The following is a 25,724-nucleotide window of genomic DNA, read 5'->3' as shown; positions in this document are numbered from 1 at the left end:
GTAGCCTGCGGGCGGGTCACCGCGACCGCCCGGCCCGGTAGACCTCCAGTACGAGTTCGACCGCGCGGGTCGGGGCGGCCAGGCCGCCGGGCGCCGGCAGCGCCTCCTCCAGGACCGCGCCGTCGGCGTGGCGGGAGAGCCACTTGGCCAGGCAGTGCAGGTGCAGTGCGTTGCCGAGGTCGACGAAGTGCGGTTTGGGCAGGCTCAGCCGGCTCAGGAAGTCCTCGGTGGCGCGCCCGGTGGGGGCGGTGGAGGCCGGGTGCAGGAAGACCTGTTCGGGCAGGTCCAGCAGCGCGCGCCAGCGGGCGGCCACCGCCGGGACCGGGCCCGCGCCGAGGTCGGCGCGCAGTGCGCGCACCACGTCGGGCGGCAGCGTCCAGCGGCGGCGCTGGAGCACCACGTGGCGGTGGCTCAGCCTGGGGCTGTGGATCACCTGGCCGCCCGGCGCGGGGAGCGTGCGCCGCGGGACGAGGGCCCGGAAGTCGACGACCCCGTGGGGCTGGTCGCACAGGTGGGCCCCGATGCGGCGTGGCAGCAGGACCGGCGCGAGGAAGCCCGGGTAGAGCACGTCGAGGAGTTCGCCGGTGCTCCGCAGCCGGAACCGCACCTGGTCGGTGGCTTCGTCGTGGACCAGGTCCAGGTCTCCTTCGCCGATCGAGGCCCAGCGGCGGTCGGGGCCTATCTCGTCCGGGACCAGCAGGGGGTGGAGGTTGGCGTTGAACCCGCCGACGGGCCGCATCTGGGCGGCCCGCGCGCCGGGTCCCAGGCCGCGGCCGATCTGCCGGGACACCTCGGCGGTCGCGCGGGGGTCCAGGGCGTCGAGGAAGCGGCTGGTGAACCGGCCCCAGCCTCCGTACACGTGGTTCACTGCCAGTCGGCCGCGCTCCGGGTCGCGCTGCAGGAAGTACGCGTAACTCAGCGGCCGTTCGACCGCCCACCGGGGCAGGCGCTCGCCGAGGGTCTTGACGAGGTCCGGTGGCAGGACGACCTCGGCTCCGTCGGACGGATTCCCGGCGCCGGCGTCCCGGATGGCCTCCCGCAGGCCGTCGGCGACCTCCGTGCGCAGGCCCGCCAGCTCGTCGCCGCCGGTGGGGAAGGCGGCCCGGTCGGCGGGGTCGAGGACCGCGAGCCGTCCGGCGGCCTCCCAGGCCTCGGTGACCTGGGCGCCGAACTCCCACGGGTGACGGCAGTCGCCGCCGCGGCCGTACCGCTCGACGAAGCGGTCGCGGACGACACGGCGTACGAGGTGGCCGAGGTCGAAGAGCTCCGCGAGTGCGGTGACCTCGCCGAGCGCCTCGTGGTCGGCGGCGTCGAGGAAGCCGTCGAGCGCCAGCGGGCGCGGGGCGACGACGTCCTCGGACAGCACGGTGAGCGCGGCGGAGACGGACGGTACGGGGCGCCCGGCGTCGGCCAGCGCGGCCGTCCAGCCCTGCGAAAGGCCGGCGATCAAGGCGGGACGCTCCGCGGCGGGCGTGGCGGCGAACGCCTCGGTCAGCCGGGAGAGTTCGCCGATGCGGTCCGCGAGCGCGGCGTCCGCGGGGTGCGTTTCGAGCCCCCGCAGCCACGCCGCGATACGGGCCACCGGGTCCGGGTCCTGCGGCGGGACCGGGTCGCCCGGCGCCAGCAGGCCGGCGTCCGCGAGACGGTCGAGGTAGGCGACGGCCGCGGTCCGGCCGTCCCCGCCCGCCCCCTTGAGGGCCGCGGCCAGCAGACCGGTCAACTCCCCGAGTGGCAACGGCCTTTCGGCGTGTCCGGTGACCAGGCCCAGCGGCCCGCCGAAGGCCACCTCGACCTCGTCCTCGCCGGCCACCAGGTAGCGGCCGCCGGCGAAGGCGGCCCGGTCGCGGGAGTACGTCGCCCGGCCGTCGGCGATCCGGGCGGTGCTGGTGATGCGGTGGGGCAGCGCGGCCCGTCGGTGCGGCGCGTCCAGGAGGGCGAGGGTGAGGGCCGTCGTCAGGGTGCGGTTGGCCTTCACGACGGCGTTCAGGGGGCCCTCGAAGAAGGGCGGGGCGCCCCAGGACGGGACCGGACGGGCGGGCACCTCGGGCAGTGCGCCCCAGCCGACCGCGGTGAACCAGGACAGCGGGCTGGTCTTGGTGCTGGCCCGCAGGGCGTAGCGCAGTACGCCGGGTTCCTCTTTGCGCGCCCGGCGGTCGGCCGCGCCGGTGCCCGCCCGCTCGACGGCCCGGAGCAGGTCGGCGCTGGTGAGGGCGACGGCCTTGCCGAGGGCCGGTTCCCGGCAGAGGGCTGCCAGATCGCCGCGTTCGGCGGCCAGGGCCCGTTCGGCGGCGGCGCCCAGCTCGGCGAGGAGTGCGGCGCGGCGGGCGCGCAGGGCGATCCAGGTGGCGAGCCGGGGCACCCGGTCCGGCAGGTCGCCGAGGCGGTCCAGCAGGGCGGCCCTGGGCTCGCGCCCGTTGTGCAGGGCGCGGCGCAGCGGGAGGACGACGTCGCGGTGGAAGTCCGCGGGGTGGCCGTCCAGGCTCTCGTACAGGCTGTCGCAGAGCGGGGCGACGCCCTGCAGGAGTCGCGTCTCGACCCGGTGCAGTCGGCCGAGCAGGGCGCGGAACTCCGCTGCGTCCGGCCGCTGCGCCGGGTGGGCGAGCACGGTGGCGCGGGCGAGTGCGTACGGTGCGGAGGCGACCCGGTACCCGTCGGCGCCGGCGGCCGTGCGGTGCGGCTGCGGCATGGTGTCCCGTCCTGTCGGTGGTGGCGCGGGCTTCCCGCCGCTTGCCAGGGTGCGGCGGGAAGCGTCCGGCGTGCGGGTGGAGGGCTACAGCGGGAGTTCCGGAAGCTGCGGGTGGGCGCAGGAGGACGAGCCGCAGGAACAGGAGCTGCCTCCGTTGGACGCGCCGCCCTCGGGCAGCGCGACCGTGTCCCGCATGGAGGTCACGGTCAGCTCGCCGAGGTCGAGCTCCTCGAGGTCGAAGCCGGGGGTGTCGTCGAAGTGGGTCATGCCTGTCTCCTCTGGTGGAGGGCCGGGGGTGCGGGGTGCGGGTGTGCGCGTGGCTCTCGGTGCTCGCGGCGGTCAGTCCGTGAGGACTCCGGTCTCCATCTGCGGCTGCGCGCAGGAGGACGAGCCCTGGCAGGAGCAGGAGCCCCACGACGCGCCGCCCTCGGGCAGCGCGGCGGTGTCGCGCATCGACGTCACCGTGAGGTCGCCGAGGTCCAGGTCCTGGAGGTCGAATTCGGTGTTGCGTGCCGTGTCGGACATACGTGTCTCCCGTGGTGGAGGGGAAAGAGGAAAGCCGGGGGCGTACTGGAGGAAGCCTCGAAGAGCACTTCGAGGTCGACCGGCCGTCGGGACGCGGCAGCAACGGAACCTGCTCGAGGACCGGTCGGGTCCGAGGCCGGATCACCCGGTCTCGAACCCAAGGTTCCGCCGGAGCGCTGCAGAGTCGCTGGAGCCGAAATCCAGATCGCCTCGGGATCCGCCGGAGGCCGGCTGGCGGCGTACCGCGGTCCGGCGGCGCCCGTGTCAGCCCGCGGCGGGGATCGCCGCGGCCAGGCGGCCCGCTCCCGCGAAGTGCAGCCGGTCCAGAAGGGCCCCGTACCGCCAGCCCGCCGCGCGGTGGAAGCACAGGTCGCTGGGGATCGGAACCTCCCGGAGGTCCGCGGCGTGGGTGCCCTGCGGGAGCTCTGCGGCGGCCGCGCGCAGCGGGTCGGGCGAGCCGGCCCACTCGCCGACCGGGGCGGGCCGCGGCCACGGCCCTCCGGTGTCGGGGAAGAGCCACCCGCCGTCCCGGGAGACCCGCCCGGTGAACCCGGGCCGGTCCGCGGCCTGCCGGGCCAGCCGGGCGTAGGTCAGCAGCAGGTCGGCCAGCGACTCGGCGATCAGCTTCACGTCGGGGTACTCCCGCAGGCCCTTCGCCTGGTCGGGCACGGACACGGCGTACCCCCACTCCCCCGTGTCCGCGTCGATGCGGACCTGCACGAGTGCGCTGCCGCGGCCGTAGGTGATCCGGGCCAGCGGCCAGTACGTCCCGTCCCCGCCGAGCATGCGGTGCACCTCGGGGTCCACCGCGCGTTCGGGCGCCCCGGGGAGCAGCCGCAGTGCGGGCAGGCCGGTGACGGCCACCCCGCCGAAGGCGCGGAACACCGTCCGGACGTCCTCGGGCACCGCGACCGCCCAGCCGGCCATGACGGCGTCGGCGCAGCCCGCTTCGAGCGTGACGAAGCCGGGGAACTCGGCTGCCAGAGCACGTAGTTGCGCCACCGCGCGGCCGGCGGCGTCGCGCGGTACGGTGTGGCGGCGCACCGGCCGGCCGAGGAAGTCCCCACTGACCGCACTGGTCAGGAGCAGTGCCCGTCCGTCGCCCACGATCCGGAACTGCACTTCGCTGCTTCCGGTGTCGGCGGTGTTGTGGCGAGTGGAGAAGTGCGGCTCCCAGTGCACCGCGCACGGGTAGCCGGGCAGGGCGCGCAGGTCGACGAGGTCGGTCAGCGAGTCGCCGCGCCCGACGAGTGCGGCGAGTTCGGCGTCGGCCCCCTCGGCCTCGGCCACCTCGATGCTCGGGACGGCCGGCACGAGGTGCGTACCGCTGGCCGGCCGTACGCCGGTTCCGTCGGCCAGCCGCTCGGCGAACCCGTGGAGCCAGCCGGTGAACTCCGGCGCTTCGACGGTGACCTCGCACTCGTCGCCCCACGGGTTGACCGCCACGACGGGCCCCCAGCAGGCGGTCCCGGTACCGACGACGAGCGACCCCGCGCCGAACTCCAGCTCGCCGAGGGTCCAGTAGCCGTCCGAGAACACCGCGCGGCCGCGCGGTCCGAAGCCGTACGCGTGCTCCTCGGTCTCCAGACCGCCGATCTCCCGCAGGACGACCCGTACCTCCTCCGGCACGTCCACGCCCCAGGCGTCCATCTCCGCATCGGTGAAGCCGTCGGCCAACTCGACCTCGTCGCCCCGCTGCCGCAGCGACCGCAAGGCGGCGACCGCCTTCGCCGCCCGAGCCGTTCCCGCGTCGTCCATGTCCCGTGCTCCCCGTGCCGTACGACCGTCTGGTGCGCCGAGCCTAGGCCGGTCCAGGTCAAGGAGCCCCCGGGGTCACGGAGTCACGGGGACATGGCGTCACGGCGTCATGGCGTCACGGACCTTCGCGGTGTCGACGAACTGCTCGAACCGGACGATGCGGCCCGCGCGGACGGTGAAGTGGTGGGCCACGCGGACGTCGAGCGGCTTGCCCGTTGCCTTGTGGGTCGCGGTGTAGCGGGCCAGGACGACGACGTGCTCGCCCTCGGTGACGTACGTGTCGTCGTGGGCGGTCCAGCCGTCCCAGTCGGCGGCCAGGCGTTCCATGACGGCGGAGGTGACGCCTTCAGGCGTGCGGTAGGTGCCGGCGAGGGGGAAGCCCGCCATCTCCGTCCATTCGACGTCGTCGGCCAGGGTGGCACGCAGGGCCTGGAGGTCTCCGGCCGCGGAGGCCAGGTACTGGCGGCGCACCACGGCGGCGGGCGCCGTGGAAGCGGCGGGATCGGTGTCGGTGTGCTGGTGCATCCGGATCAGCTCCAAGCCATTTCGCCCGTGACGACCTTCGCGCCGATCTGCACCGCGATCAGCATGCCCGCGTCGGGGTGGCGGGCGGTCATGGCGTCGGTGAGGGCCTGGCCGTCGGCGGCCTTGCCGAGCTCGGTTTCGAAGGCGGTGAGGTAGTCGCGGGTGTACGAGATGGGGGTGGCATCGGTGGCGGTGCCGGGCAGGCGGTGGCCCGGAACCACCAGGGCCGGGTCGAGTGCGGCCATCTCGTCCAGGGCCCTGACCCAGGCGGCGCGGGCCTCGGGGGTGGCGGTGTCGGCGACCCAGACGTGTTCCTGCTGGAAGGTGAGCACGCCGGCGACGACGGCGCGGTGCTCGGCCTGCCAGAGGTAGTGCCGGTCGGGGAGCTCCGGGGAGGCGGCCTTGAGCTCGAAGCGGAAGCCCTCGAGGGTGATGTCTCCGGTCAGCGGCTCCATCTCGACCAGGCGGGTCGGGCGGTTGACGCCGACGGGCTCCCAGGCGGCGAGCTTGCCCCGGTAGGCGGCCTCGATGTGGTCGATGACGATCGGCGTCGCGAGGATCCGGGCCTCGGGGAAAGCGTCCGCGATGACCTCGGCGCCCCAGTAGTAGTCGGGGTCCGCGTGACTGATGAACACCGTGGTGAGGTTCTTGCCGGAGTCGAGGATCTCGGCGACCAGCCGGTGGCCGTCGGCGCGGGTGAAGCCGGTGTCGATCAGGAGCGCGTCCCGCTCACCGGTGATGAGGGTGGCCGTCTTGTTCTTCGAGCCGACGGGGAAGTCCAGGTCGATGACCTTGAAGTCGAGAGCGTTCATGATCACACCACCATCGATCCGGTGCGGGCGGAGGCGAACTGCTCCAGGAGGGTGTCGATCGTGTCGGGCTCGGCGTGGCCGACGGCCAGCACCGCCGTACGGTCGCCGTCCTGGGCCAGGAGGGTCGGATAGGCCTGCGCGCCCAGGGCCGCGGCCCGTCGGAAGTCGGCCTCGGCGGCGCGACGGGCGGCCGGTGCGGTGAGCGCGGCGCCGACCGCGACGGCGTCGAGGCCGGCTGCCGCGGCGATGCGGGAGAACGTGCCGGGATCGGACAGGCTCAGGCCGTCCTCGTAGAACGCGGCCTGCACGGCCAGGGCCAGCTCCACCGCCCGTTCCGGGGCGGCCTGCCGCAGCACCGCCATGCCCAGGGCGGCGTCCGCGGAGTCCATGACGAACGAGCCGTCGGCGATCAGCCGCTCGTACCCGGGCCCGAACACGACACCGGTCATCTCGCTGATCTTGGCGTTGGCGCCCTGGACGTAGCCGAACTCGCGGATCGGCACGGCCCGCGGCCCGGTGAACAGGCCACCCGACACGACCTCCACGGGCAGCTCGGGGTGGCGGCGCGCGACCTCGGCCAGGGTGGGCGCGAAGCCGTAGGACCAGCCGCAATAGGCGTCGAAGACGTAGAGGAGTTTCATGCGCGGACCTTTGCAGAGGGAGTCTGGAATCGGGGGTCGCCCCACACCGAGGCGATGTACCTGCCTGAACAGTATCTGCTGTGTCAGGTATTCCCGCGCGGCGAAGGGCCCCGCCCTCGGGACGCGAGCCGGACGTATGCCCTACCGCAGCCGGGGCAGCGCGTCCCGCGCCGAGTGGGACAGGATCCGCAGGCACTCCATGAACTGCTCCCGCGCCTCCTCGGGCAGCGGAGCAAGGAAATGGCGGCGGATGTTCTCCACGTGCAGTCGGCTGGCCCGCACCACGACGTCCTCGCCGTGCTCCGTGAGCCGCAGCAGCCGGCCCCTGCGATCGCCGGGATCATCGGCGCGCACCACCAGGCCGGCCGCCTCCATCCGGTCCACCAGCCGGGTCATCCCGCCCGTGGTCAGGACCCGTTCCTGCGCGACCGTCCGCATCGACACCCCCGGACCGCCCGCCCTGCCCACGATCAGCAGCACCTCGTACATCGCGTGAGTGATCCCGAACTCCTCCTCGATCGCACTGCCGAGCAGGTACTCCAGCCGTCCCGCGGCCCCCTGCAGCCGCCCGAACGCGAGCACCAGCCCGTCGTTCGCCGCCTCCTGCGCCGAAACGATTCCCGCACCGTCGCCCACCCGCCTCACCCCTCACCTCGTCCGGACCCAGGGCACGATCATCACCCGCAGTCCGCATGCGCGCGTCGGCGAGGTCCGGGATCAATCACAGCTGAGCAGCTCTCAGTCATGGTTGATCAGCCCCGGTCCAGGGGCTACCGTCTCCCCGGAACGCCCCAAGATCGGCCCGGCCCGCCACAAAGGAACGCCCGTGATACGCAGCCCCCGTAGAACCCTCGTGGCCCTGGCCGCAGCCACCGCCCTCGGCAGCGTCGGGGTCACGGCACTCGCCGTCGCCCAGCCCGCCGCTCCCGCCGCCGGCGACGCCATGCCGTACGCGGTCGAAGACTTCGCGGGCTACGTGCCGGATCCCGCTCCGGTGCCACTGGAGGCCACTTTCAACGATCCCGCCAAGACGGCTCCGCGGCCGCAGGGCGTCAGTCCCAGCGCGTGGGGGAACCAGAACGCCGTCCGCGACCAGCTGATCGACCTCATCCAGCGCGCCGAGAGGGGCTCGCTCGTCCGCGGGTCCGTCTACCTGTTCACCGATGACGAGGTCCGCAAGGCGCTCCTGGCGCGTAAGGCGGACCTGCGGATCCAGCTGCTCCTGGACGGGGACGCGGTGGCGAGCCAGGTGTGGAAGCCGGGGCCGGACGGGACTCCCGAGGCCGTGGCGACCGGCAGCGAGTACAAGGCGCTGAGCGACGCGCTGGGGAAGGCGGAGTACGGGCAGAGCGTCGACGCGGACACCGCGGGCTCGTTCGTCCTGGCCTGTCCGCAGGACCGCGGGTGCGTCGGCAACCGCGTCCTCGCGCCGGCCGGCGGTACCGGTGAGGGCGAGTCCGCCATCAACCACAACAAGTTCTTCCTCTTCGAGAAGGTCGGCGCCACCTCGAACGTGGTCTTCCAGGCCTCGGCGAACCTGACGTCCAACCACCGTGTCGGCATGTACAACAACGCCGTCACCATCCCCGACGCCGGGCTCTACCAGGAGTACAGCCGGTACTGGAAGCAGCTGCTGGACCACGGGACGCACGGCGCGGGCCTGCCGGACAACTACACGACCACGGACGTCGGCACGTACAAGACGTACTTCTTCCCGCGCATCGAGTCGGACAGGGACATCGCGCCGGGCTCCCCCGTCGACCCGCGCGACGACGCCGGGACGGACACGGTCGTCTCGCTCCTCAAGAACGTGGACTGCAAGGCCGTACCCGCCACCCAGGTCCGCATCGGCATGTACGCCTTCACCCGGACCCAGGTCGCCGACAAGCTGCGCGAGATGCAGTCCGCGGGCTGTGAGGTGCAGGTGGTGCACAACGGGGACGCCGGGAACGTCGGCAGCGCGGTCAAGAGCGCCCTCGCGACCGCCGGGCTGAAGACGCTGCGCGCGTGCGAGGGCACCGAGGCGGGGGCCGGGGCCCTCGGCATCCACTCGAAGTACCTGCTGATCGACGGCACGTACCTGGGAACCGGCGGGCGCCAGCTCGTCTTCACGGGCAGCCACAACTACACGTACCCGAACCTGCGCTCCCAGGACGAGACGCTCCTGAAGATCGAGAACACCGGCGTCTACGAGAAGTTCCGCCAGAACTTCGACAAGACGCTCCTCGAAGGCGGCCACTGCAACCGCACCTACGCGACCGCGCCGTAACCGGCCGCGCCCGGCCGTGGCCCTCACGCCATGGCTGGGCCGTCAGGCCTTGCGGACCACGCTGGACTTGAGCTGCATGGGACCGAAGCCCTCCACCTTGCAGTCGATGTCGTGTCCGTCGACGCCGTCGACCAGACGGATGTTGCGCACCTTGGTGCCCGCCTTGATGCCGGACGTGCTGCCCTTGACCTTGAGCCCCTTGATCACGGTCACCGTGTCACCGTCGGCGAGCACATTGCCCACCGCGTCCTTGACCACGCGCTCCCCGGCATCCGCCGCCGCCTCGGCCGGGGCGGCCGGGGCGGCCGACCACTCGTTCCCGCATTCGGGGCAGACGAGCAGGGCACCCATTTCGTAGGTATAGGCGCCGGAACACTTGGGACATGGAGGCAGAGCGGTGTCGGTCATCCCGAAAGTATAAATGCGGTGCCTCGCATCGATCATCCTCACTACACTCGCCCATGCGCGCCGCCGATTGAGCGCCGCGCCTTTTGATGCCGAGTGATGAGAAGAAGGGGAACCGGGCCATGTGCATTCACCGCACCGCCGCCTTCGTTCCCCCGTCCCGGTACGACGTGATCCCGGTGTCTCACAGTGCGCGGTGCCGGCTGCGCGGCCGTCACCGTATGCCCGTGACACACCTTTAGCCTCCGCTTCCGCATATCCCCGCTCCCCGTACGCCGCCCCGCGCGCCGTACGCCGTCGGGGCGGGCGGAGCCGTGCCCGGGAATCGCGCCGCCCTCTTCACCATTCGAGATCATTCGAAAGGCCTCGAGCCATGCGCACCAGCACCATCCCCACGACCGCCGTCCGGAACCTGGGCATCCTCGCCCATGTGGACGCGGGCAAGACCACCCTCACCGAACGCATCCTGTTCGCGACCGGCGCCATCCACAAGCGGGGCGAGGTCCACAACGGAACCACCGTCACGGACTTCGACGCCCAGGAGCGCGACCGCGGCATCACCATCTTCGCCGCGGCCGTCAGTTGCACCTGGGGCGGTCACCGCGTCAACCTCATCGACACCCCGGGGCACGTCGACTTCTCCGACGAGGTCGAGCGGTCCCTGCGGGTGCTGGACGGGGCCGTCGCGGTGTTCGACGCCGTCGCCGGGGTCGAACCGCAGAGCGAGTCGGTGTGGCGGCAGGCCGACCGGCACGGTGTGCCGCGGATCGCGTTCGTCAACAAGCTGGACCGGGCCGGCGCCGACCTCGACACGGCGGTGGCCTCGATCCGGGAGCGGCTGGGCGCCGTTCCCCTGGTGGTCCAGCTGCCCATCGGGCGGGAGGACGGATTCACCGGCGTCGTCGACCTGTTGGAGATGCGCGCGCTGCTCTGGCACGCGGGCGCTGACACGTACGAGACGGGGCCGGTCCCCGAGCCGCTGCGCGAGGAGGCGGACCGGCGTCGGCGGCTCCTCGAGGAGGCCGTCGCCGAACTCCACCCGGACGCGCTGGAGGAGTTCTGCGCGACGTCGGCACTGACCGGGCCGGCACTCGCGCGCGCCCTGCGGGAGCTGACCCTGCGCGGGGACGGTGTGGTGGTGCTGTGCGGTTCGGCGTACCGCAACCGCGGGATCGAGCCGCTGCTGGACGCGGTCCTGGCGTACCTGCCGTCCCCGGCGGACATGCCGCCGGTACGCGGGACGGTGGACGGTGCGGGCGGCGCGGAGCAGGAGCGGGCCGCCGATCCGGCGGCGCCGTTCGCCGCGCTCGCCTTCAAGGTGACGGCGACGGCGACCGGACGGCTCACCTACCTGCGCGTCTACTCGGGCACGCTCCGCAAGGGCGCGACCGTACTGGACGCGGTCACGGGCCGCACGGAGCGGGTCGGCCGGATCCTTCGGGTGCAGGCGGACCGGCACGAGGAACGGGAGGAGGCGGTGGCGGGCGACATCGTCGCCGTGGTCGGGCTCAAGGCCGCCCGCGCCGGAACGACCCTGTGCGCGCCCGGCGCACCGCTGGTCCTCGAACCGCCCTCGGTGGCCGAACCGGTGGTGTCCGTGGCGGTCGAGGCCCGTCGCAGCACCGACACGGGCCGGCTCTCGGCCGCGCTGGCGCGGCTCGTCGAGGAGGATCCGTCGCTGGTGGTGCGGTCCGATCCGGAGACGGGCCAGACCGTGCTGTCGGGGATGGGCGAACTCCATCTGGAGGTCGCGGTGGAGAAGATCCGCAGCGGCCAGGGCGTGGAGGTCGTCGTCGGCCGTCCGCAGGTCTCGTACCGGGAGACCGTCGTGCGCGGCGTGACCGGTCTGGTGTACCGGCACGTCAAACAGGACGGCGGCTCGGGCCAGTTCGCGCATGTGGTCCTCGACGTCGAACCGCTGGAGGAGGCGGGGTTCGAGTTCCGGTCCACGGTCGTCGGCGGCCGGGTGCCGCAGGAGTACGCGCGGGCCGTGGAGGCCGGCTGCCGGGACGCCCTCGCCGAGGGACCGCTCGGCGGTCATCCGGTGACGGGGCTGCGGGTGACGCTGGTCGACGGGGCGACGCACTCCAAGGACTCCTCGGAGATGGCGTTCCGGACGGCGGGCCGCTTCGCGCTGCGCGAAGCGCTGCGCGCGAGCACGCTGGAGCTGCTGGAGCCGGTCGTGGAGGTCACGGTCACCGTTCCGGATGACGGCGTCGGGGCGGTTCTGGGCGACCTCGCCGCGCGCCGCGGCCGGGTGTCCGGGTCCACCACGGAGTCCGGGACCGCGGTGATCACGGCGACCGTGCCGCTGGCGGAGCTCTTCGGGTACGCGTCCCGGCTGCGCGGCCGTACGCAGGGCCGGGGCACCTTCACCACCCGGCCGACCGGCCTCGCGCCGGTACCGTCGTCGGTCGCCGGCGTACTGCTGGCCCGGTAGCGGCGGGGCCTGAGTTCCCCCGCCCTGCCCCGGTCCGCCGGGGCGGGGCGGGGCAGGGACGGCGACGGCGACGCTTCGCGGAGCGGGCCCGAACTGCCCTGCGGGAGCTGGCGCACCTCGCGGACGCCCCGGGCCGCGGCGCCGCCCCCGGCCGGGGTACGGGGAGGCGGGGCGACTCGCCCGCGCCACCCGTATAACCTGACCGCTCCCCTGCCATGCACCACCGCAAAGGAATTCGCGTGATACACCGCGCCCGTAGGGCACTGTTCACCGTGGCCGCCGTCGTGGGCCTCGCCGGTGCCGGCGCGGCGGCTCTCGCCGTCGCCCAGCCCACCACGGCCACCACCGGCGGTCCCGAGGCCATGCCCTACGCTGTCGAGGACTTCCCCCATGACCTCCAGGTCATGTCGTGGAACATGTGCGGCCCCCAGCGGGCGACCTGGCACTGCGAGGGCACCGGCAGCCCCGAGGACAAGGTGGGCGTGGTGACGGACCAGGTCCGGAAGAACCGCGTGGAGGCCGCGCTGCTCCAAGAGGTGTGCGAGAACGACCTCACCCTCCTGATGGACCGGCTCGGAGCGGGCTGGAGCAAGAGCTTCGAGCCGTACCAGTGGTCACAGAACGGCACGAAGTGGAACAGCCGTTGCGGTGAGGACACCGGGCGGGCCGACCGCATCGGGACGGCGATCGTCGTCAAGGGGCAGCTGGCCGACGCCCGTCAGTACCCGACCACCCAGCCCCCGACGGGCCAGCAGTCTCCGTTCCAGTGCGCGACCGCGTCCTCCTGGGGCGTACGCCTGTGCAGCGTCCACGCGGCGCGCGTGGGAGCCAACCCGGACCTGCCCAAGGAGGACTACCGGGACGAGCAGTTCGCCGAGATCAAGGCCGTCGTGGGCACGTTCCCCCGTACGGTCTTCGGCGGAGACTTCAACTCCCTCTCCCCGGACGACCCGAACAACACCGCCGCCGCCGTGTGGCCCGCCGGCCTCTACTCCACCGGACCGGGCACCCCGGGCTACCAGGAGTGCGACCAGAGCGGCACGTCGCGCACGGGACGGCCGACGCACAACTTCGGCGGCAAGATCGACTACCTCTTCAGCAGCGAGACCCGGCGGTGGTGCAACGTGTCTCCCACGCCCTACTCGGACCACCGGGTGCTCGTCGAGAGCCTCAGCGTCGACTGACCGGCTGAGAGGCTGACCGGCTCCGGGCCTACAGGCGGACGTTCCAGTCGACCGAGGAGCGCAGGGTGCGGGCGATCTTCGGGTCGCGGACCGCCGGCGTGCGGTCCTCGGCCGTGACGGTCAGCTTGTGCGTCCGCAGGTCGAAGAGCCACAGGTCCGTGACCGCCACCTCGGTCCGGCCCTGGAACCGCTTGAGTTCCCGGCCGTCCAGGTACCAGCGGACCACGGGCTGGCGGCCGTCCGCGCCGGCCAGCCGGGGCACGGCCGCCTTCGCGGTGTGGCGCAGCCGCAGGGTGCGGTCGGCCGGGGTGAGCGGGGTGGCGATCCGCGCGTGCTGGTAGAAGCCCGCGATCATCGACTCGACGCCGGGGAGGTTGAAGGGCTTGCCGAGGACCCGCATGATCGAGCCGTCGGTGGGCCGGCGCAGCCCGGTGACGTAGTAGCCGCCTCCCTCGTACGCGCCGACCGTGCCGCCGTCCGGCGAGGGCTCGCCCAGCCAGCGGTACCACTTGGCCCGCTGTGCGGCCAACTGGTCGGCGGTCAGGGTGGAGACGTTGGAGTCGCCGGGCTCGGGGCCGGTGTACCTCTCGTAGTCCGGGACACCGGGGTAGAAGTACTCGTCGGCGAGCTTGCCGAGCGAGTGGCCGGTCTCGTGGATGGCGACCTGACCGGACTTGGCGTGGCCCGCGGAGGCGGTCGATATGCCCTCGTAGCCGAGGGTGGCGCTGGGCTCGTTGTAGCCCGCCCCGCCGTACTTGGCGCTGTTGGCCAGGACGATGACCAGGTCGGCCGCGGGTGCCTTCGCTACGTACGAGTCCACCTTGGGCTGGTCTATGCAGAGCAGCCGCTCGATGTCCTCGCACCAGAAGTACGCGCCGAGCGCGGTGTCGCGGGTGGTCGCCCGGTCCGGGTCGCCGGTGACGCCCGAGTCGTGGGAGACGGCGTCGACCGTCCAGACGTTGAAGAGGTTGCGGTAGGTGGCGTACGGCTCGATCGCCGTCACCTCGGCCCACTTGTCCTTGGCGTCGGTGTGGAACTTCGCCAGCTCGGCCGCCGTGTAGCCGTCGCCGATGACGACGACGTCCAGGCGGTCGGCGGTGGGGCCGTTGTCGACGACCTTGGTGACCTCGCCGTCGGCGGCCCGGTCGGCCTCGGAGAGCCGGGCGGACCCGCTCTTCGCCGCGCCGCCGCCGGCCGGTACGCGGGCGTGGCCCGATCCGGCCTCGCCGCCGTGCTCCGGCCCCGGTATCTCCACCTCGACCCGGGTCTTCGCCGGTGCGTCCGGCGTGCCTGCCGCGCGGGCGGGTCCGGCGGCCAGCAGCGCGGCGCTCGCGATGACCGCCACGACGACCGGGCGGAGTGCGGTGCGGACGGCGGGGCGTTGGGGCGGGGCCATGAAGTCCTCCTGCGGCAAGGGAAGTTAAACGGGAAGGTAAGTGCAGTGAATCGGTTGCTTAAACTAAGTGGCGCGCGGGTGGTGCGCAATGGCCCGCTCCCCCTGAATACTGGGGAGTTCCAGCAACCAGGGGGATTCCATGGACGAACCGGCCGCAATCGGCCGCAGGGTTCAGCGCATGCGCACGGACCTCGGGCTGACCCAGCGGAAGCTGGCCGAGCCCTCGTACACCCCGGCGTACATCTCGACGCTGGAATCGGGCAAGGTGCGGCCCTCCGAGGCCGCGTTGCGGTTTCTCGCCGGCCGCCTCGGCACCTCGTACGAGGAGCTGACCACCGGGCGCCCCGTGCACCTGGCCACCGAGCTGCGGCTCTCCCTCACCGACGCCCAGCAGACACTGGCGTCCGGCGCCGCGGACGAGGCCGCGGCACACTTCCGCCGGCTGCTCGCCGAGGCGCGGCGCCTCGGACTGGCCCCCGAGCAGGCGCAGGCGCTGCTCGGGCTCGGCGACTGCGCCCTGGAGTCGGGTGAACTGCCCGAGGCGATCGTGAACTTCGAGGCCGCGGAACGGCTCCTGGCCGACGAACCGCTCACCCGCCGCGTCCGCCCGATCCGCGGCCGCGCCATCGCGCACCTGCTCGCCGGGGAGCTGCGTTACGCGTGCTACCTCCTCGAGAGCGCCATCGACGAGCTGGGCGCGAGCGGGCTGGCCGACCCCGAGGCGCTGGTGCTGCTCTACGCCGCGGTCATCGGGCCGTACATCGACATGGGCGCCCATGCCCGGGCGGCCCATGCCGCCGAACTCGCGCTCTCGCTGGCCCCGCAGGTCAGCGACCCGGCCCTGGTCGCGGGGATGCACCGGCAGGTCGCCCGGACGTTCCTCGCCGAGGGGCGCGTGGCCGACGCGGACGCCTCCCTCGCCAAGGCCCAGGCGATCTACGGGCAGCTACAGCTGCGCACCGATCTGGCGCACTGCCACTGGATGCGCGGCTACGTACAGGCCCAGAACGGTGAACTGACCTCGGCGGAGCGGGAGTTGCGTACGGCCCGGGACATGCTCTCGGCCCGGCGCGCGGCCCTGTACACCGCCCAGGTGGAGGTGGAGCTGGCCGACGTACTGCGCCAGCTCGGCCGGTACGAGGAGGCGGCCGAGCTCCTTTCGGCGCTGCTGGAACTGGGGGACAGCCACGGCGCCGTGCACGCGGGCGGGGCGCACCGGCTGCTGGGCCTGATGGCCGAGGAGCGCGGCGAGAACGAGTCCGCCGAGGAGCACTACGTGCAGGCCCTGGCGCTGCTGGAGCGCAGCGGGGCGACGGGCGACCTCGCCGATCTGTGCCGGCTCCTGGGTGACCTGCTGCGGCGGACCGGCCGGCCCGAGGCGGCCTTGGACGCGTACCGCACGGGCCTCGGCCATCGTGCGGCTCCCGGCACCACCACGCTGGGTCCGGCGCCCGCCGCCCCGGCCTTCCCCCCGATCCGGCCCGCGCCCCGGTAGCCGGGCCCCCGGGCCCTAAAGGTCGATCCAGTAGCGCCGCTTGGGACCGATCAGCGTCTCGCGGACGTCCTCCAGCACGCCGCCGTTGCTCTCGATCGTGCGGATCGAGGCCCGGTTGCCGGGGTCACAGGTCAGCAGCACCCGGTCCATCCCCAGCAACCGTGCCTCGTGCAGGACCTCGCCCAGGGCCCAGGTGGCCAGGCCGCGGCCGCGCGCCGAGGGGCGGACGCTGTAGCCGACGTGGCCACCCGCGTCGAGCAGGAAGCCGTTCAGGTAGTGCCGCAGGTCGATGGCGCCGAGGTAGGTGTCGTCCTCGGCGATCCACCAGTACGTGGCGTGGACGCGGCCGTGCTCGACCGGCACCGTCCGGTCCCCGTACTGCCGCAGCCGCTCCGTCCAGGCGGCGAAGCCCCGCAGGGTGTCCACGTCGTCGTCGGAGCCGAGCCCGGCTCCGTCCATGTGGGCGTCGTCGCCCCATTCCTTCTGCGCGGCGAGCCACGAGTCGTACAGGCGGGGGGTGGGCGTGATCAGCTCGGGCATAGGCGGACGATAACAGTCCGATCATCCGACGCCCGGCGCGGACCGGCCGCGACCGCGGCGCCCGCCGGCCCCCGCCACCGGTCCCCGCCGCTGCCCTCACCCCAGCGCCGCCAGCAGCTCACGCTCGCGCTCCGGGCTGAGGCCGGCCCGGCGGGGGCGGCCCAGGCCCTCCTCGCGCTCCCAGCGCAGGGTGTCCGCCAGCAGCTCCGCCCGGGGCCGGTGGCGCAGACCGGCCGCCCTCGCCGCGGCGCCGCTGCGGGAGCTGAAACCGGACCAGTCCGGGTCCGCCATCCACATCGCGAGCGACTCCGGGCCCATGAACTGGACCACCTCCTGCCCGAGCAGCCAGTCGGGATCGGCGTCCACCACCTGTCCGGTGTGCCCGCCGATCCGCCTCGAGAGGGCGACCCACTCCCCGAAGGGCACGACCGGGCCGACCGCGTCGTACGTTCCGGTCGTCCCCTTCTGCGCGCAGTCGAGCAGCCACGCCGCGAGGTCCCGGGCGTCGACCGCCTGGGTCGGGACGCCGGGAGAGGCGGGCACGAGCATCGGTGCCGACGGCTCGCGGGCCGCGCGGCCGACCCAGTACCCGGTGCGGCCGCTGTGGTCGCCGGGCCCGCCGATCAGTCCCGCCCGCGCGATGAGGAGCCGGTCGCCCACCGCGTCCGTGGAGGCTTCCTCGCAGGCCACCTTGGCCTGCCCGTACTGGTCACGGTCGGCCTCGTCCGCCTCGGCCGCCGGGAGCAGTTCGGCCGACTCGTCCGCGCCCGGCCGCGCGTGTGAGGCGTACGCGCTGACCGAGGACACGTACGACCAGTGGGCCGCCCGTCCGCCCAGTGCCGCCAGCGCCCCGCGGACGAAGCCGGGCTGCCACGACACCTCCACCACGGCGTCCCAGTCCCGACCGGCGAGGCCGTCGTACGCGCGGGGGTCGCGCCGGTCCGCGGCGAACAGCGTCGCCCCGTCGGCCACTTCGCCGCTCTCCCCGCGGGCCAGGCAGGTCACCCGGTGCCCGCGTGCCAGTGCCTGCCGCGAGACCTCGCGGCCCACCCATGCCGTTCCACCCAGTACCAAGATCTCCATCGGCCCACTCAAACACGGACCGGGTGCCCGTGCGCCCGCTCTTCGCCGAGAGCGGAGCGCGCAGCGCGCATAGACTCGCCCGATGGACATGGCTGGCATACATTTCGGGACCACCGACTGGTCGTTGGTCCCCACGTCGGAACATCCGGGCGAATCCGGCAGCGCGACGTGGCGCACGCGCGCATTCGGTTCCGTGCGGGTCCGGATGGTGGAGTACAGCCCCGGCTACGTGGCCGATCACTGGTGCAGCCGGGGCCACGTCCTGCTGGTCCTGGAAGGGACGCTCACCACCGAGCTGGCGAACGGCGAGGTCGTCACGATCAACGCGGGCAGCAGCTACCAGGTGGGGGACGACATGGAGCCGCACCGCTCTAGCACCCTGGAGGGTGCCCGGCTCTTCGTGGTCGACGCCGGCGGCGGGGGCTAGCCCCACCCAGGGGCGACCGGTCTGCCGGATGGGGGGCCGAGCTGCCGTCAACAAGGCTTGCCCCATGACGACTTACGCGAAGAAGACCCTGCTGCTCGCCCTCTCCGCGGCCTCGGTGGCCGCCGGCCTGACCGTCACGGGAGCCGGCGCCACCGCGGCCGCCGCCCAGCCCATGTCCGGTACTCCGCGGCTTGCTTGGCATCCCTGCGCCCGGCCGGACGGTCCCGCCGCCCAGGAGTGCGCCGAGCTGCCCGTGCCGCTCGACTACCGCGACCCCGCGGGCCGGCAGATCACCGTCGCCGTCTCCCGGATCCGCAGCGAGCGGCCCGGGGCCCGGCGCGGCACGCTCGTCGTGATCCCCGGCGGCCCGGGCGGTTCCGGCGTGCAGCGGCTGGCGCAGAAGGGCGCCGCCCTGCAGAAGGAGACGGACGGCGCGTACGACCTCGTCGCCTTCGACCCGCGCGGGGTCGGCGCCAGCACCACCGCGAGCTGCGACCTGGCCCCCGAGGACCGCTACCTCACCAACCTGCGGTCCTGGCCGGGCCCGGACGGCGAGATCACCGGGAACGTGGCCCGCTCCCGGCGCATCGCGCAGGCCTGCGCACGAAGCGGCGGCGCCGTCCTGCGCAGTTTCACCACGGACAACCAGGTCCGCGACCTGGACCGCTTCCGTGAGGCGCTCGGCGAACGCAAGCTCTCCGCATGGGGCGTCTCGTACGGGACGTACGTCGCGGCGCAGTACGCCCAGAAGTTCCCCGAGCGCACCGACCGCTGGGTGCTCGACAGCAGCGGCGACCCGGATCCGAAGCGGGTCGCACGGGGCTGGCTGGCGAACATGTCGCAGGGCGCGGACGACCGCTTCCCCGACTTCGCGGCCTGGGCGGCCCACCAGGACCGGGAGCAGGAGGACCTGCGGCTGGCCGCGCGGCCCGAGGAGGTGGAGCCGCTGGTCCTGGCGCTGGCGGCCGAGCTGGACCGCGCACCGCGGGAATCGACGACCACGGGCGCGCCGCTGACGGGCAACGGCCTGCGCCAGGTGCTGCAGAACTCCCTCTACAGCGACTCCGCCTTCGCCTCCTTCGCCCGTCTGGTCAAGGCGGCCCAGGATCCGGCGCACCCGCCCGTGCTCCCGCCGGAGCTCGCCCAGCCCCTGCGCAACGAGGACGCCGCCGTGATGGTCGGGGTCATCTGCAATGACGTGGCGTGGCCGCGCACGTCCGTGGCCTCGTACCAGCGCGCGGTCGACGCGGACCGGGCCCGGCACCCCCTGACCGCCGGCATGCCGGTGAACGTGCTGCCCTGTTCCTCCTGGCAGACCGCCCCGGCGCAGAGGCCGGTGCGGATCACCGACGAAGGCCCCTCCAACATCCTCATGATCCAGAACCGTCGGGATCCGGCGACTCCGCACTCCGCGGCCCTGAAGATGCGCGAGGCGCTGGGCGACCGGGCCGTTCTGGTCACGGTGGAGCGCGGCGGCCACGGCGTGTACCTCGGCAACGGCAACGCCTGCGGGGACCGGGCCGTCACCGGATTCCTCACCACCGGCGAGCGCCCCGCCGGGGACATCGACTGCGCGGGCTGACAGCCCTCACCCGCGCTCTCCCGCAACCGGAACTACTCCGACGGGCAGGGCGGCGTATGGATCCGCGACCAGAACCGTGCCACCGACAGCTTCCCGGCCTGCTGACGGACCGGCTCCGACCACACCGGGGCCGGCCACGGGCGGGCGGGGGCGCCGGCGCTCCGGTGCCGGGTGCAGGGATCCGGGCCCCGGCCCTCCCCGCCCGTGGCGGCTTGCAGCGCCGCGCTGACCAGGGTCGCCAGCAGGTCGATGTCGGAACCGATGTCGAGGCGTACCGTCACCCATTCCGATCCGGTCCGCAGGCGGACGGCGGTGGACCGGGACAGCGCCGGCCGCAGCTTCGTGATCATCGCCCGGGTGAGGTGGACATCGGCCTCGTGTTCGCCGTGGAAGTGGACGATCTCCTGCGATCCGGAGTTCAGTGCGAACTCCGCGTCACAGGGCGGTCGGCCTTCGGTGAGCGCGGGCCAATCCAGCAGCCGTTCACCGGCGCGCCTAGCCGTGTTCATGCCCTGAGCCTGCCTGCACGGGGCCCGGCACCACAAGGCCCGTGGCCCGATGTCACCGTCTGTGGGGCAGAGTTCGCTCAGGCCGCCGATGCCGTGGTGACCACCAGCGGCGGCCGCTCGCGCTCCGCCGACCAGGGGCGGCCGCGGGCGAGGTCCGGATCGGCGAGCGAGAGCGCCTCGGCCACGGACGGACGCTGCGGGACGGCGTCACGGAAGCCGGCGCGCTCCAGAAGTGACGGGTAAAGGCCCACGGGCCACGCGTGGTTGCGCATCTCCTGCCAGGACCCGTCCGTACGCCGCAGCCGCACGGTCAGCTCCTCCCCCGGCCCGTACACCTCGCCGGGTTCGCCGATCCGCAGCGAGGCGTATTGCGTACCGCTGCACGCCGGGTCGGTGGTCAGCAGGACGAGCGGGGCGCCCGGGCGCAGCAGTCGGCGGATCTCCGTGAACACCGCGAGCACGGCTTCCTCGGTCGGCAGCGACGCGAGGACGTGGTTGCACATCACCGCGTCCGCGCAGCCGTCGGGCAGCCCGCTCACGCGCCCGTCCTCGACCAGGTGGTACTCCGCCACGGCCGTGCCCGAGCCGCGGGCGAGCGCCAGCATCTCGGGGGACGTGTCCACTCCCAGCACCCGCGCCCCCCCAGCCGCCGGGCGGCCCGGTCGGCCACCTTGCCCGGGCCGCACCCGTAGTCCACCAGGACGTCGCCGGCGCCGATCCGGCGGGACAGCTCCCGGAAGACGAAGGGATAGCCGAGCAGCCAGTCGGTGGCCGCCTCCACGGCGGCGAAGGCCTGCGCCCCCTCGCTCCCGGACCAGGCTGTCTGCTCTCCCGGCCCGGGATGCCCGGGGTCCTGCGACGCGTTGCCCACAGCCCCACTATCGACCCGGCGCCGCCGGAGCACGGTGGTGCGACACGGCCTCACGGCCGGTCAGGCGGTCATCACCACCCGGGCCGCCGCCGGCGAAGCGACGCGGAGGAGGACGCCGACTTGGCGCCGACGGGCCCGGGCCTGAGCACGCGTACTCATCCCGGCGTGTGCGCAGCGGGTCCTCGCCGGGGGTGCTCGTTTCCCCGGCTCTAGCCGCCGGTCAACGCGGCGAGCACCTTGACGAGCCGCTCCCGGGCGTCCGCGTCGGTGATGATTCCGTCCGCGTCCCGCATGCCGCGGTCCACGGGGATCCGTACGCAGGCCGGCTCCACGATGGCGGCGCCGGTGTAGCCCAGCACCGTCCGCAGCGTGTCCTCGGCGCCCTGGCCGCGGCCCGGGGCGGCCGCGGTCACCCAGGCCGCGGGCTTGTCGCAGATCTCGGTCCCGCCCACCGTCCAGTCGAGCAGGTTCTTGAAGGAGCCGGGAAGGGTGCCCGCGTACTCCGGCGTACAGATCAGGACGGCGGCCGCCCCGGCGATCGCCGCACGCAGTTCGGCCACGGGTGCGGGCAGCGGCTCGGTGTCGTGATCGGGATTGAAGTGCGGGAGCTCCGCCAGGCCCTCGTAGCGGACGGTGCGGACGTCCGGGGGCGCGACGGCCTGGACGGTGCGCAGCACGGCCTCGTTGGAGGAGCCGGCCCGCAGGCTTCCGGACAGCAGGAGGATCACTGGGAGCGTGGACATCCGCCCAACTTATCGTCAGCCGCGGGACGGTACCCGCTCGGCCTCGGGCGCGGAGGGCTGCGCGGGGAACCCGGCCAGTCCCGGCCGGTGCGGGGTGTGCGAGCGGATGTCCTGGACACCGCGGCGCAGGCTGTCGCGCAGGACGCGTCCCAGCGGGCGTTCGATCAGCCGGTGCACGGTCCAGGCCAGCAGCAGCATGGTGGTGGCCACTCCGAGGACCAGGGGGGCGGGTGCCACCCTGTCCCGGAAGTGGTGGATGACGGTCAGCCCGGCCATCATGTGGATCAGGTAGAGCGGGTAGGTGACCGCTCCGGCGTGCGGGAGCCAGCGCCAGCGGATGCCGTCGAGCACCCCGAGCGCTATGGCCGCCATGACCAGGAAGCCCAGCGTGATGATCACGTGAGCGGGCCAGACGGGCGTCTGACCGGCCAGGCCGCGGCCCAGGTTGGAGATCATGCGGTCGTGCACGTAGTGCTGCGCGAGGAGGTACTGGACGCCGACGATGCCCCACAGGATCGCGTTCGGCCGGAATCGGCGCATCAGGTGGAAGGCGATTCCGGCGGTGAAGTACGGGGCGAAGGGCGAGATCGCGAAGAAGGAGAGCACACCGCTGTCGGCGGTCGGAGCCACGATTCCCGCGAGGGTCCACAGCCCGCAGAAGAACACGCAGTTGCGGTAGGTCGTTCCGCGCATCACGACGATCGCGAAGAGCACGTAGAACTTCAGCTCGGCGAAGAGCGTCCAGTACCCGTCGTCGATGTGCGGGACCCCTATGCCGCTTTGGAGCATCGACAGGTTGACCACCACGTCGGTCAGACCTTTGACGCCGCGCACCTCGGGCCAGGCGAAGAGCACGGCGGAGGTGAAGGCCACGGCGGCCCAGTATGCGGGGAAGAGACGGGAGACCCGGGACACCGCGAAGTCACCCACACTGCGGCCCCAGGCGCTCATGCATATGACGAACCCGCTGACCAGGAAGAAGATCTCCACCCCGAGCCAGCCGTAGGCGGCGAAGCGGCTGGCGACCGGGAAGATGGCGGCGGTCGGTCCGCCCCAGGCGCTCGCGAGGACCAGGTAGTGGTAGAGGAGTACGGAGAGCGCGGCGAGGATCCGGACACCGTCCAGGACGACCAGGCGCCGCCCGGCGTCTGCGCCGGGAGGGTGGGCTCCTTCACGAGTACGGCTCTCCGGCCGCAGTTCTCCGGCTGAAGTGCGCGCGCTCATCCCTGGACTCCGCCCCCGTGAATGTATGACAGTCCCCATACCCGCCGTCAGGTCAGCGGAACTGTACAGCTCGCTCACAGGTCGGCCACCCGGGCGGGCGAGTGCACTCGCCCGCCCGCGGGCGGTCCGCGTCAGCTCCAGGTCGCGCCGGCGGGCTCCTGGATGGTGGCGTTGAGCCGGTTGAAGAAGTTGGTCGTGGCGATCATGAGGATGATGGCGGCGAGCTGCTGCTCGTCGAAGTGGTCGGCGGCCTCGTCCCAGACCGCGTCCGGCACCGCCTGACCGGTGCGGTCGGCGAGGCGGGTCGCGGACTCGGCGAGGGCCAGGGCGGCGCGCTCGGCGTCCGTGAAGAACGGCGCTTCGCGCCAGGCGGCCACGGCGTGGAGGCGCTCGTCGCTCTCGCCCACCTTCTTGGCGTTCTCCACCCCGGCGAACACACAGGCACTGCAGCCGTTGATCTGGCTCGCGCGCAGGTGGACGAGCTCCATGAGCTCCTGCGGCACGCCGCCCTGGTACATCGCCTTGTAGAGGTTCTGGATCCCCTTCATGGCGTCGGGCAGGACCATCGCGGGGTTCTTCATACGGGCGTTCATGTGCTTCTCTTCCGTCTCGCGTCTCGTGAGCCGCCGGCGCCTTGCGCACCGGCCCGAGCTCGTCATCCACCGCACTGACGGAACGCGGAGCGCGGATGTGACACGTGAGCGGAAGAAAGTTTCAGCTGCCTTCGGGCGCGGGCGCGGGCGCCGGTGCGGGGACGAGGCCGTCGGCGACCAGGCCGGCCAGGACCGCCTGCCCCAGGGCGTGCACCGCGGACTGGGGGCGGACCATCACGGTGAACTCCTTGACGCGTCCCGTCTCGTCGAACTGGAGCATGTCGATCGCGTGGATCTGCTTGCCGTCCACGGTGGCCCGGAACGGCAGGATCACCGAGGGGGCCTCGGACCCGTCGGCGCTGGTCTCGGCCACGCCCTCGAAGTGCCCGATGTAGCGCAGGTCGTCGAAGATGCGCAGCAGGACCCCGAAGAGCCCCAGCACCATCGGCTTGCCCTCGAACGGCGTGAACTTCACCGGGCTGTAGAAGCGGATGTCATCCGCGAACAGCTCGTCCAGTACGGAGAAGTCGCGCTTCTCCACGGCAGCACGGAATCGTTCGGCAGTCTCCATGACCCCTCCAGACACTCGGTCGCTTACTTTCATACTCAAGAATGTGACTAGTCATTTTTTTGAGTATCATGCAGGGACGGACGAGGAAAGGGAAGGGGTGGCTTCGATGGCCCTGCGACATGCCGTGCTGGCGGCGCTGCTGGACGGCGAGTACAGCGGATACCAGCTGGCCAAGACGTTCGACGTCGGCGTCGCGAACTTCTGGCACGCCCTGCCCCAGCAGCTGTACGCCGAGCTGGCCAAACTGGAGAAGGAAGGCCTGGTCGCGGGTCGGCAGGTGGTCCAGGAGACGCGGCCCAACAAACGCCTGTTCCACGTCACCGACGCCGGCCGCGCCGAGCTGGAGCGGTTCGCCGCGGCCACGCCGAAGCCCTCCTTCATCCGCGACGACCTCCTCGTCAAGGTGCAGTCCGCCGACCTCATCGGCACCGAGCCGGTGATCGAGCAGCTCCTGGAGCGGGCGTCCGCGGCCGAGGGCAAGATCGAGCTCCTCGGCAAGCTGCTGCGGCAGATGCGCGGCGACGCGGACGAGGAGGAGTTCCTGCGCCACGGCGAGCGGATCGGCCCGTACCTGACGGGCCTGCGCGGCCTGGCCTTCGAGCGGGAGCACCGGGACTGGTGCCTGCGGATGGCGGACGTTCTAGGGGAGAGGCAGACGACCTGTGCCGAACGGTGAATACCTGCGCTACGTGGCCCTCGGCGACAGCCAGACCGAGGGGCTCGGCGACGGGGACGACGAGGTGGGCCTGCGGGGCTTCGCCGACCGGCTCGCCGAGCACCTCGCGGCGGCCGACCCGGAGGTCCGGTACGCCAATCTCGCCGTGCGGGGCCGGCTCGCCGGCCAGGTCCGGGCCGAGCAGTTGGAGCCCGCGCTCGCCCTGCGCCCGGACCTGGCCACCGTCGTCGCCGGGGTCAACGACCTGCTGCGGCCGCGCTTCGACGCCGCGGAGGTGGCCGGGCACCTGGAGGAGATGTTCGCCGCGCTCACGGCCACCGGGGCGCGCGTGGCGACCGTGACCTTCCCCGACGTGGGGAAGATCGCTCCGCTCGCGCGGCCGCTGCGGTCCCGCGTGTTCGAATTCAACGCGCACCTCCGCGCCGCGGCCGCCCGGCAGGGCGTCGCGGTCGCCGACGCGGCCCGCGAGGCCGTCGCCACCGACCCGCGGCTGTGGACCTCCGACCGGCTCCACGCCAGCCCCCTGGGCCACGCGCGGATCGCCGCGGCCTTCGCCGAGGCCGTCCGGCTGCCCGGGAGCGACGGTTCCTGGACCCTCCCGCTGCCGCCGCGGGCGCTCCCCACGGCTGCGCAGGCCGCGGCGGCCGAACTGCGCTGGGTGGCCGGGTTCCTCGGCCCCTGGCTCGGGCGCCGGCTGCGCGGCCGGTCCTCCGGTGACGGCCGCGCCGCGAAGCGCCCGGAGCTGCTGCCGGTGAGATGACGGGGCCCG

26 protein-coding genes are annotated in these 25,724 nt (G+C 73.1%); 8 read left to right on the top strand and 18 right to left on the bottom strand.

What is annotated here, in order from left to right; genetic code table 11:
* Nucleotides 1–16 precede the first annotated feature (16 nt).
* The 8 genes from ACFWB8_RS10505 to ACFWB8_RS10470 all read right to left on the bottom strand — a co-directional run bounded on the left by ACFWB8_RS10505 (nt 17) and on the right by ACFWB8_RS10470 (nt 7,583).
* On the bottom strand, nt 17–2,686 hold the full coding sequence (locus ACFWB8_RS10505; protein ID WP_385224302.1) for a lantibiotic dehydratase: 2,670 nt from the start codon (nt 2,684–2,686) through the stop codon (nt 17–19).
* An 84-nt stretch (nt 2,687–2,770) separates the two neighbouring features.
* Nucleotides 2,771–2,953 carry a thiazolylpeptide-type bacteriocin gene (locus ACFWB8_RS10500; RefSeq protein ID WP_385224300.1) on the bottom strand — a complete coding sequence of 61 codons (183 nt, stop codon included), beginning with the start codon at nt 2,951–2,953 and terminating at the stop codon, nt 2,771–2,773.
* A gap of 72 nt (nt 2,954–3,025) precedes the next feature.
* Nucleotides 3,026–3,211, bottom strand: coding sequence for a thiazolylpeptide-type bacteriocin (locus tag ACFWB8_RS10495; protein WP_385224298.1), 186 nt, complete (start codon nt 3,209–3,211; stop codon nt 3,026–3,028).
* Nucleotides 3,212–3,475: 264 nt separating this feature from the next.
* Nucleotides 3,476–4,969: a hypothetical protein gene (locus tag ACFWB8_RS10490; protein ID WP_385224296.1), complete on the bottom strand. Its 1,494-nt coding sequence runs from the start codon at nt 4,967–4,969 to the stop codon at nt 3,476–3,478.
* A gap of 99 nt (nt 4,970–5,068) precedes the next feature.
* On the bottom strand, nt 5,069–5,494 hold the full coding sequence (locus tag ACFWB8_RS10485; protein WP_385224294.1) for a nuclear transport factor 2 family protein: 426 nt from the start codon (nt 5,492–5,494) through the stop codon (nt 5,069–5,071).
* 5 nt (nt 5,495–5,499) lie between these two features.
* Nucleotides 5,500–6,306, bottom strand: a complete 807-nt coding sequence (locus tag ACFWB8_RS10480; RefSeq protein WP_385224292.1) for an MBL fold metallo-hydrolase — start codon at nt 6,304–6,306, stop codon at nt 5,500–5,502.
* Between the two features lie 2 nt (nt 6,307–6,308).
* Nucleotides 6,309–6,947, bottom strand: coding sequence for a DsbA family protein (locus ACFWB8_RS10475; RefSeq protein ID WP_385224290.1), 639 nt, complete (start codon nt 6,945–6,947; stop codon nt 6,309–6,311).
* A 141-nt stretch (nt 6,948–7,088) separates the two neighbouring features.
* Nucleotides 7,089–7,583 carry a MarR family winged helix-turn-helix transcriptional regulator gene (locus ACFWB8_RS10470; RefSeq protein ID WP_385224288.1) on the bottom strand — a complete coding sequence of 165 codons (495 nt, stop codon included), beginning with the start codon at nt 7,581–7,583 and terminating at the stop codon, nt 7,089–7,091.
* A 190-nt stretch (nt 7,584–7,773) separates the two neighbouring features.
* Between ACFWB8_RS10470 and ACFWB8_RS10465 the strand changes: the two genes are divergently transcribed.
* On the top strand, nt 7,774–9,216 hold the full coding sequence (locus ACFWB8_RS10465; RefSeq protein ID WP_385224286.1) for a phospholipase D-like domain-containing protein: 1,443 nt from the start codon (nt 7,774–7,776) through the stop codon (nt 9,214–9,216).
* Nucleotides 9,217–9,258: 42 nt separating this feature from the next.
* Here ACFWB8_RS10465 and ACFWB8_RS10460 read toward each other — a convergent pair whose 3' ends face one another.
* Nucleotides 9,259–9,624 (bottom strand): zinc ribbon domain-containing protein YjdM, encoded by a 366-nt coding sequence (locus tag ACFWB8_RS10460; RefSeq protein WP_385224284.1) that lies wholly within the window; start codon nt 9,622–9,624, stop codon nt 9,259–9,261.
* 370 nt (nt 9,625–9,994) lie between these two features.
* Between ACFWB8_RS10460 and fusA the strand changes: the two genes are divergently transcribed.
* Nucleotides 9,995–12,061: an elongation factor G gene (gene fusA / locus ACFWB8_RS10455; RefSeq protein WP_385224282.1), complete on the top strand. Its 2,067-nt coding sequence runs from the start codon at nt 9,995–9,997 to the stop codon at nt 12,059–12,061.
* 239 nt (nt 12,062–12,300) lie between these two features.
* Entirely contained in the window at nt 12,301–13,245 is a 945-nt protein-coding gene (locus ACFWB8_RS10450; protein WP_385224280.1) for an endonuclease/exonuclease/phosphatase family protein, read from the top strand.
* Nucleotides 13,246–13,273: 28 nt separating this feature from the next.
* On the opposite strand, the gene ACFWB8_RS10445 is transcribed toward ACFWB8_RS10450, so the two are convergent.
* The gene (locus ACFWB8_RS10445; RefSeq protein ID WP_385224278.1) at nt 13,274–14,641 is read right to left on the bottom strand and encodes a M64 family metallopeptidase; all 1,368 of its coding nucleotides are present in this window, start codon (nt 14,639–14,641) and stop codon (nt 13,274–13,276) included.
* Between the two features lie 139 nt (nt 14,642–14,780).
* Here ACFWB8_RS10445 and ACFWB8_RS10440 point away from each other — a divergent pair, with 139 nt between their 5' ends.
* Nucleotides 14,781–16,136 carry a tetratricopeptide repeat protein gene (locus ACFWB8_RS10440; RefSeq protein ID WP_385224276.1) on the top strand — a complete coding sequence of 452 codons (1,356 nt, stop codon included), beginning with the start codon at nt 14,781–14,783 and terminating at the stop codon, nt 16,134–16,136.
* A gap of 15 nt (nt 16,137–16,151) precedes the next feature.
* Here ACFWB8_RS10440 and ACFWB8_RS10435 read toward each other — a convergent pair whose 3' ends face one another.
* Both ACFWB8_RS10435 and ACFWB8_RS10430 read right to left on the bottom strand, forming a co-directional pair.
* On the bottom strand, nt 16,152–16,676 hold the full coding sequence (locus ACFWB8_RS10435) for a GNAT family N-acetyltransferase (protein WP_385224275.1): 525 nt from the start codon (nt 16,674–16,676) through the stop codon (nt 16,152–16,154).
* A 96-nt stretch (nt 16,677–16,772) separates the two neighbouring features.
* A complete protein-coding gene (locus ACFWB8_RS10430; protein WP_385224273.1) occupies nt 16,773–17,759 on the bottom strand; it encodes an NAD-dependent epimerase/dehydratase family protein in 987 nt (328 codons plus the stop codon).
* Between the two features lie 88 nt (nt 17,760–17,847).
* On the opposite strand from ACFWB8_RS10430, the gene ACFWB8_RS10425 reads away from it, so the two are divergent.
* Nucleotides 17,848–18,186: a DHCW motif cupin fold protein gene (locus ACFWB8_RS10425; RefSeq protein ID WP_385224271.1), complete on the top strand. Its 339-nt coding sequence runs from the start codon at nt 17,848–17,850 to the stop codon at nt 18,184–18,186.
* 64 nt (nt 18,187–18,250) lie between these two features.
* Nucleotides 18,251–19,768 carry an alpha/beta hydrolase gene (locus ACFWB8_RS10420; RefSeq protein WP_385224269.1) on the top strand — a complete coding sequence of 506 codons (1,518 nt, stop codon included), beginning with the start codon at nt 18,251–18,253 and terminating at the stop codon, nt 19,766–19,768.
* A 32-nt stretch (nt 19,769–19,800) separates the two neighbouring features.
* On the opposite strand, the gene ACFWB8_RS10415 is transcribed toward ACFWB8_RS10420, so the two are convergent.
* The 6 genes from ACFWB8_RS10415 to ACFWB8_RS10390 form a co-directional block, all read right to left on the bottom strand.
* The gene (locus ACFWB8_RS10415) at nt 19,801–20,277 is read right to left on the bottom strand and encodes a luciferase family protein (protein ID WP_385224267.1); all 477 of its coding nucleotides are present in this window, start codon (nt 20,275–20,277) and stop codon (nt 19,801–19,803) included.
* Between the two features lie 77 nt (nt 20,278–20,354).
* Complete coding sequence (locus ACFWB8_RS10410; protein WP_385224265.1) at nt 20,355–20,963, bottom strand: class I SAM-dependent methyltransferase; 609 nt, start codon at nt 20,961–20,963, stop codon at nt 20,355–20,357.
* A 394-nt stretch (nt 20,964–21,357) separates the two neighbouring features.
* Entirely contained in the window at nt 21,358–21,891 is a 534-nt protein-coding gene (locus tag ACFWB8_RS10405) for an NADPH-dependent FMN reductase (protein ID WP_385224263.1), read from the bottom strand.
* 15 nt (nt 21,892–21,906) lie between these two features.
* Complete coding sequence (locus ACFWB8_RS10400) at nt 21,907–23,115, bottom strand: acyltransferase family protein (RefSeq protein ID WP_385224261.1); 1,209 nt, start codon at nt 23,113–23,115, stop codon at nt 21,907–21,909.
* A 131-nt stretch (nt 23,116–23,246) separates the two neighbouring features.
* Nucleotides 23,247–23,708 carry a carboxymuconolactone decarboxylase family protein gene (locus ACFWB8_RS10395; protein WP_385224259.1) on the bottom strand — a complete coding sequence of 154 codons (462 nt, stop codon included), beginning with the start codon at nt 23,706–23,708 and terminating at the stop codon, nt 23,247–23,249.
* Nucleotides 23,709–23,829: 121 nt separating this feature from the next.
* The gene (locus ACFWB8_RS10390) at nt 23,830–24,279 is read right to left on the bottom strand and encodes a nuclear transport factor 2 family protein (RefSeq protein ID WP_385224257.1); all 450 of its coding nucleotides are present in this window, start codon (nt 24,277–24,279) and stop codon (nt 23,830–23,832) included.
* Nucleotides 24,280–24,385: 106 nt separating this feature from the next.
* On the opposite strand from ACFWB8_RS10390, the gene ACFWB8_RS10385 reads away from it, so the two are divergent.
* On the top strand, nt 24,386–24,955 hold the full coding sequence (locus ACFWB8_RS10385; protein ID WP_385224255.1) for a PadR family transcriptional regulator: 570 nt from the start codon (nt 24,386–24,388) through the stop codon (nt 24,953–24,955).
* Entirely contained in the window at nt 24,942–25,715 is a 774-nt protein-coding gene (locus ACFWB8_RS10380; RefSeq protein WP_385224253.1) for an SGNH/GDSL hydrolase family protein, read from the top strand. Before ACFWB8_RS10385 ends, ACFWB8_RS10380 begins: the two co-directional genes overlap by 14 nt.
* Nucleotides 25,716–25,724: the final 9 nt, after the last annotated feature.

The organism is Streptomyces sp. NPDC060031 (assembly GCF_042736805.1).
GTDB lineage: Bacteria > Actinomycetota > Actinomycetes > Streptomycetales > Streptomycetaceae > Streptomyces.
Note: the sequence above shows the minus strand (reverse complement) of the source record. Positions and strands in the feature narration are given on the sequence as shown.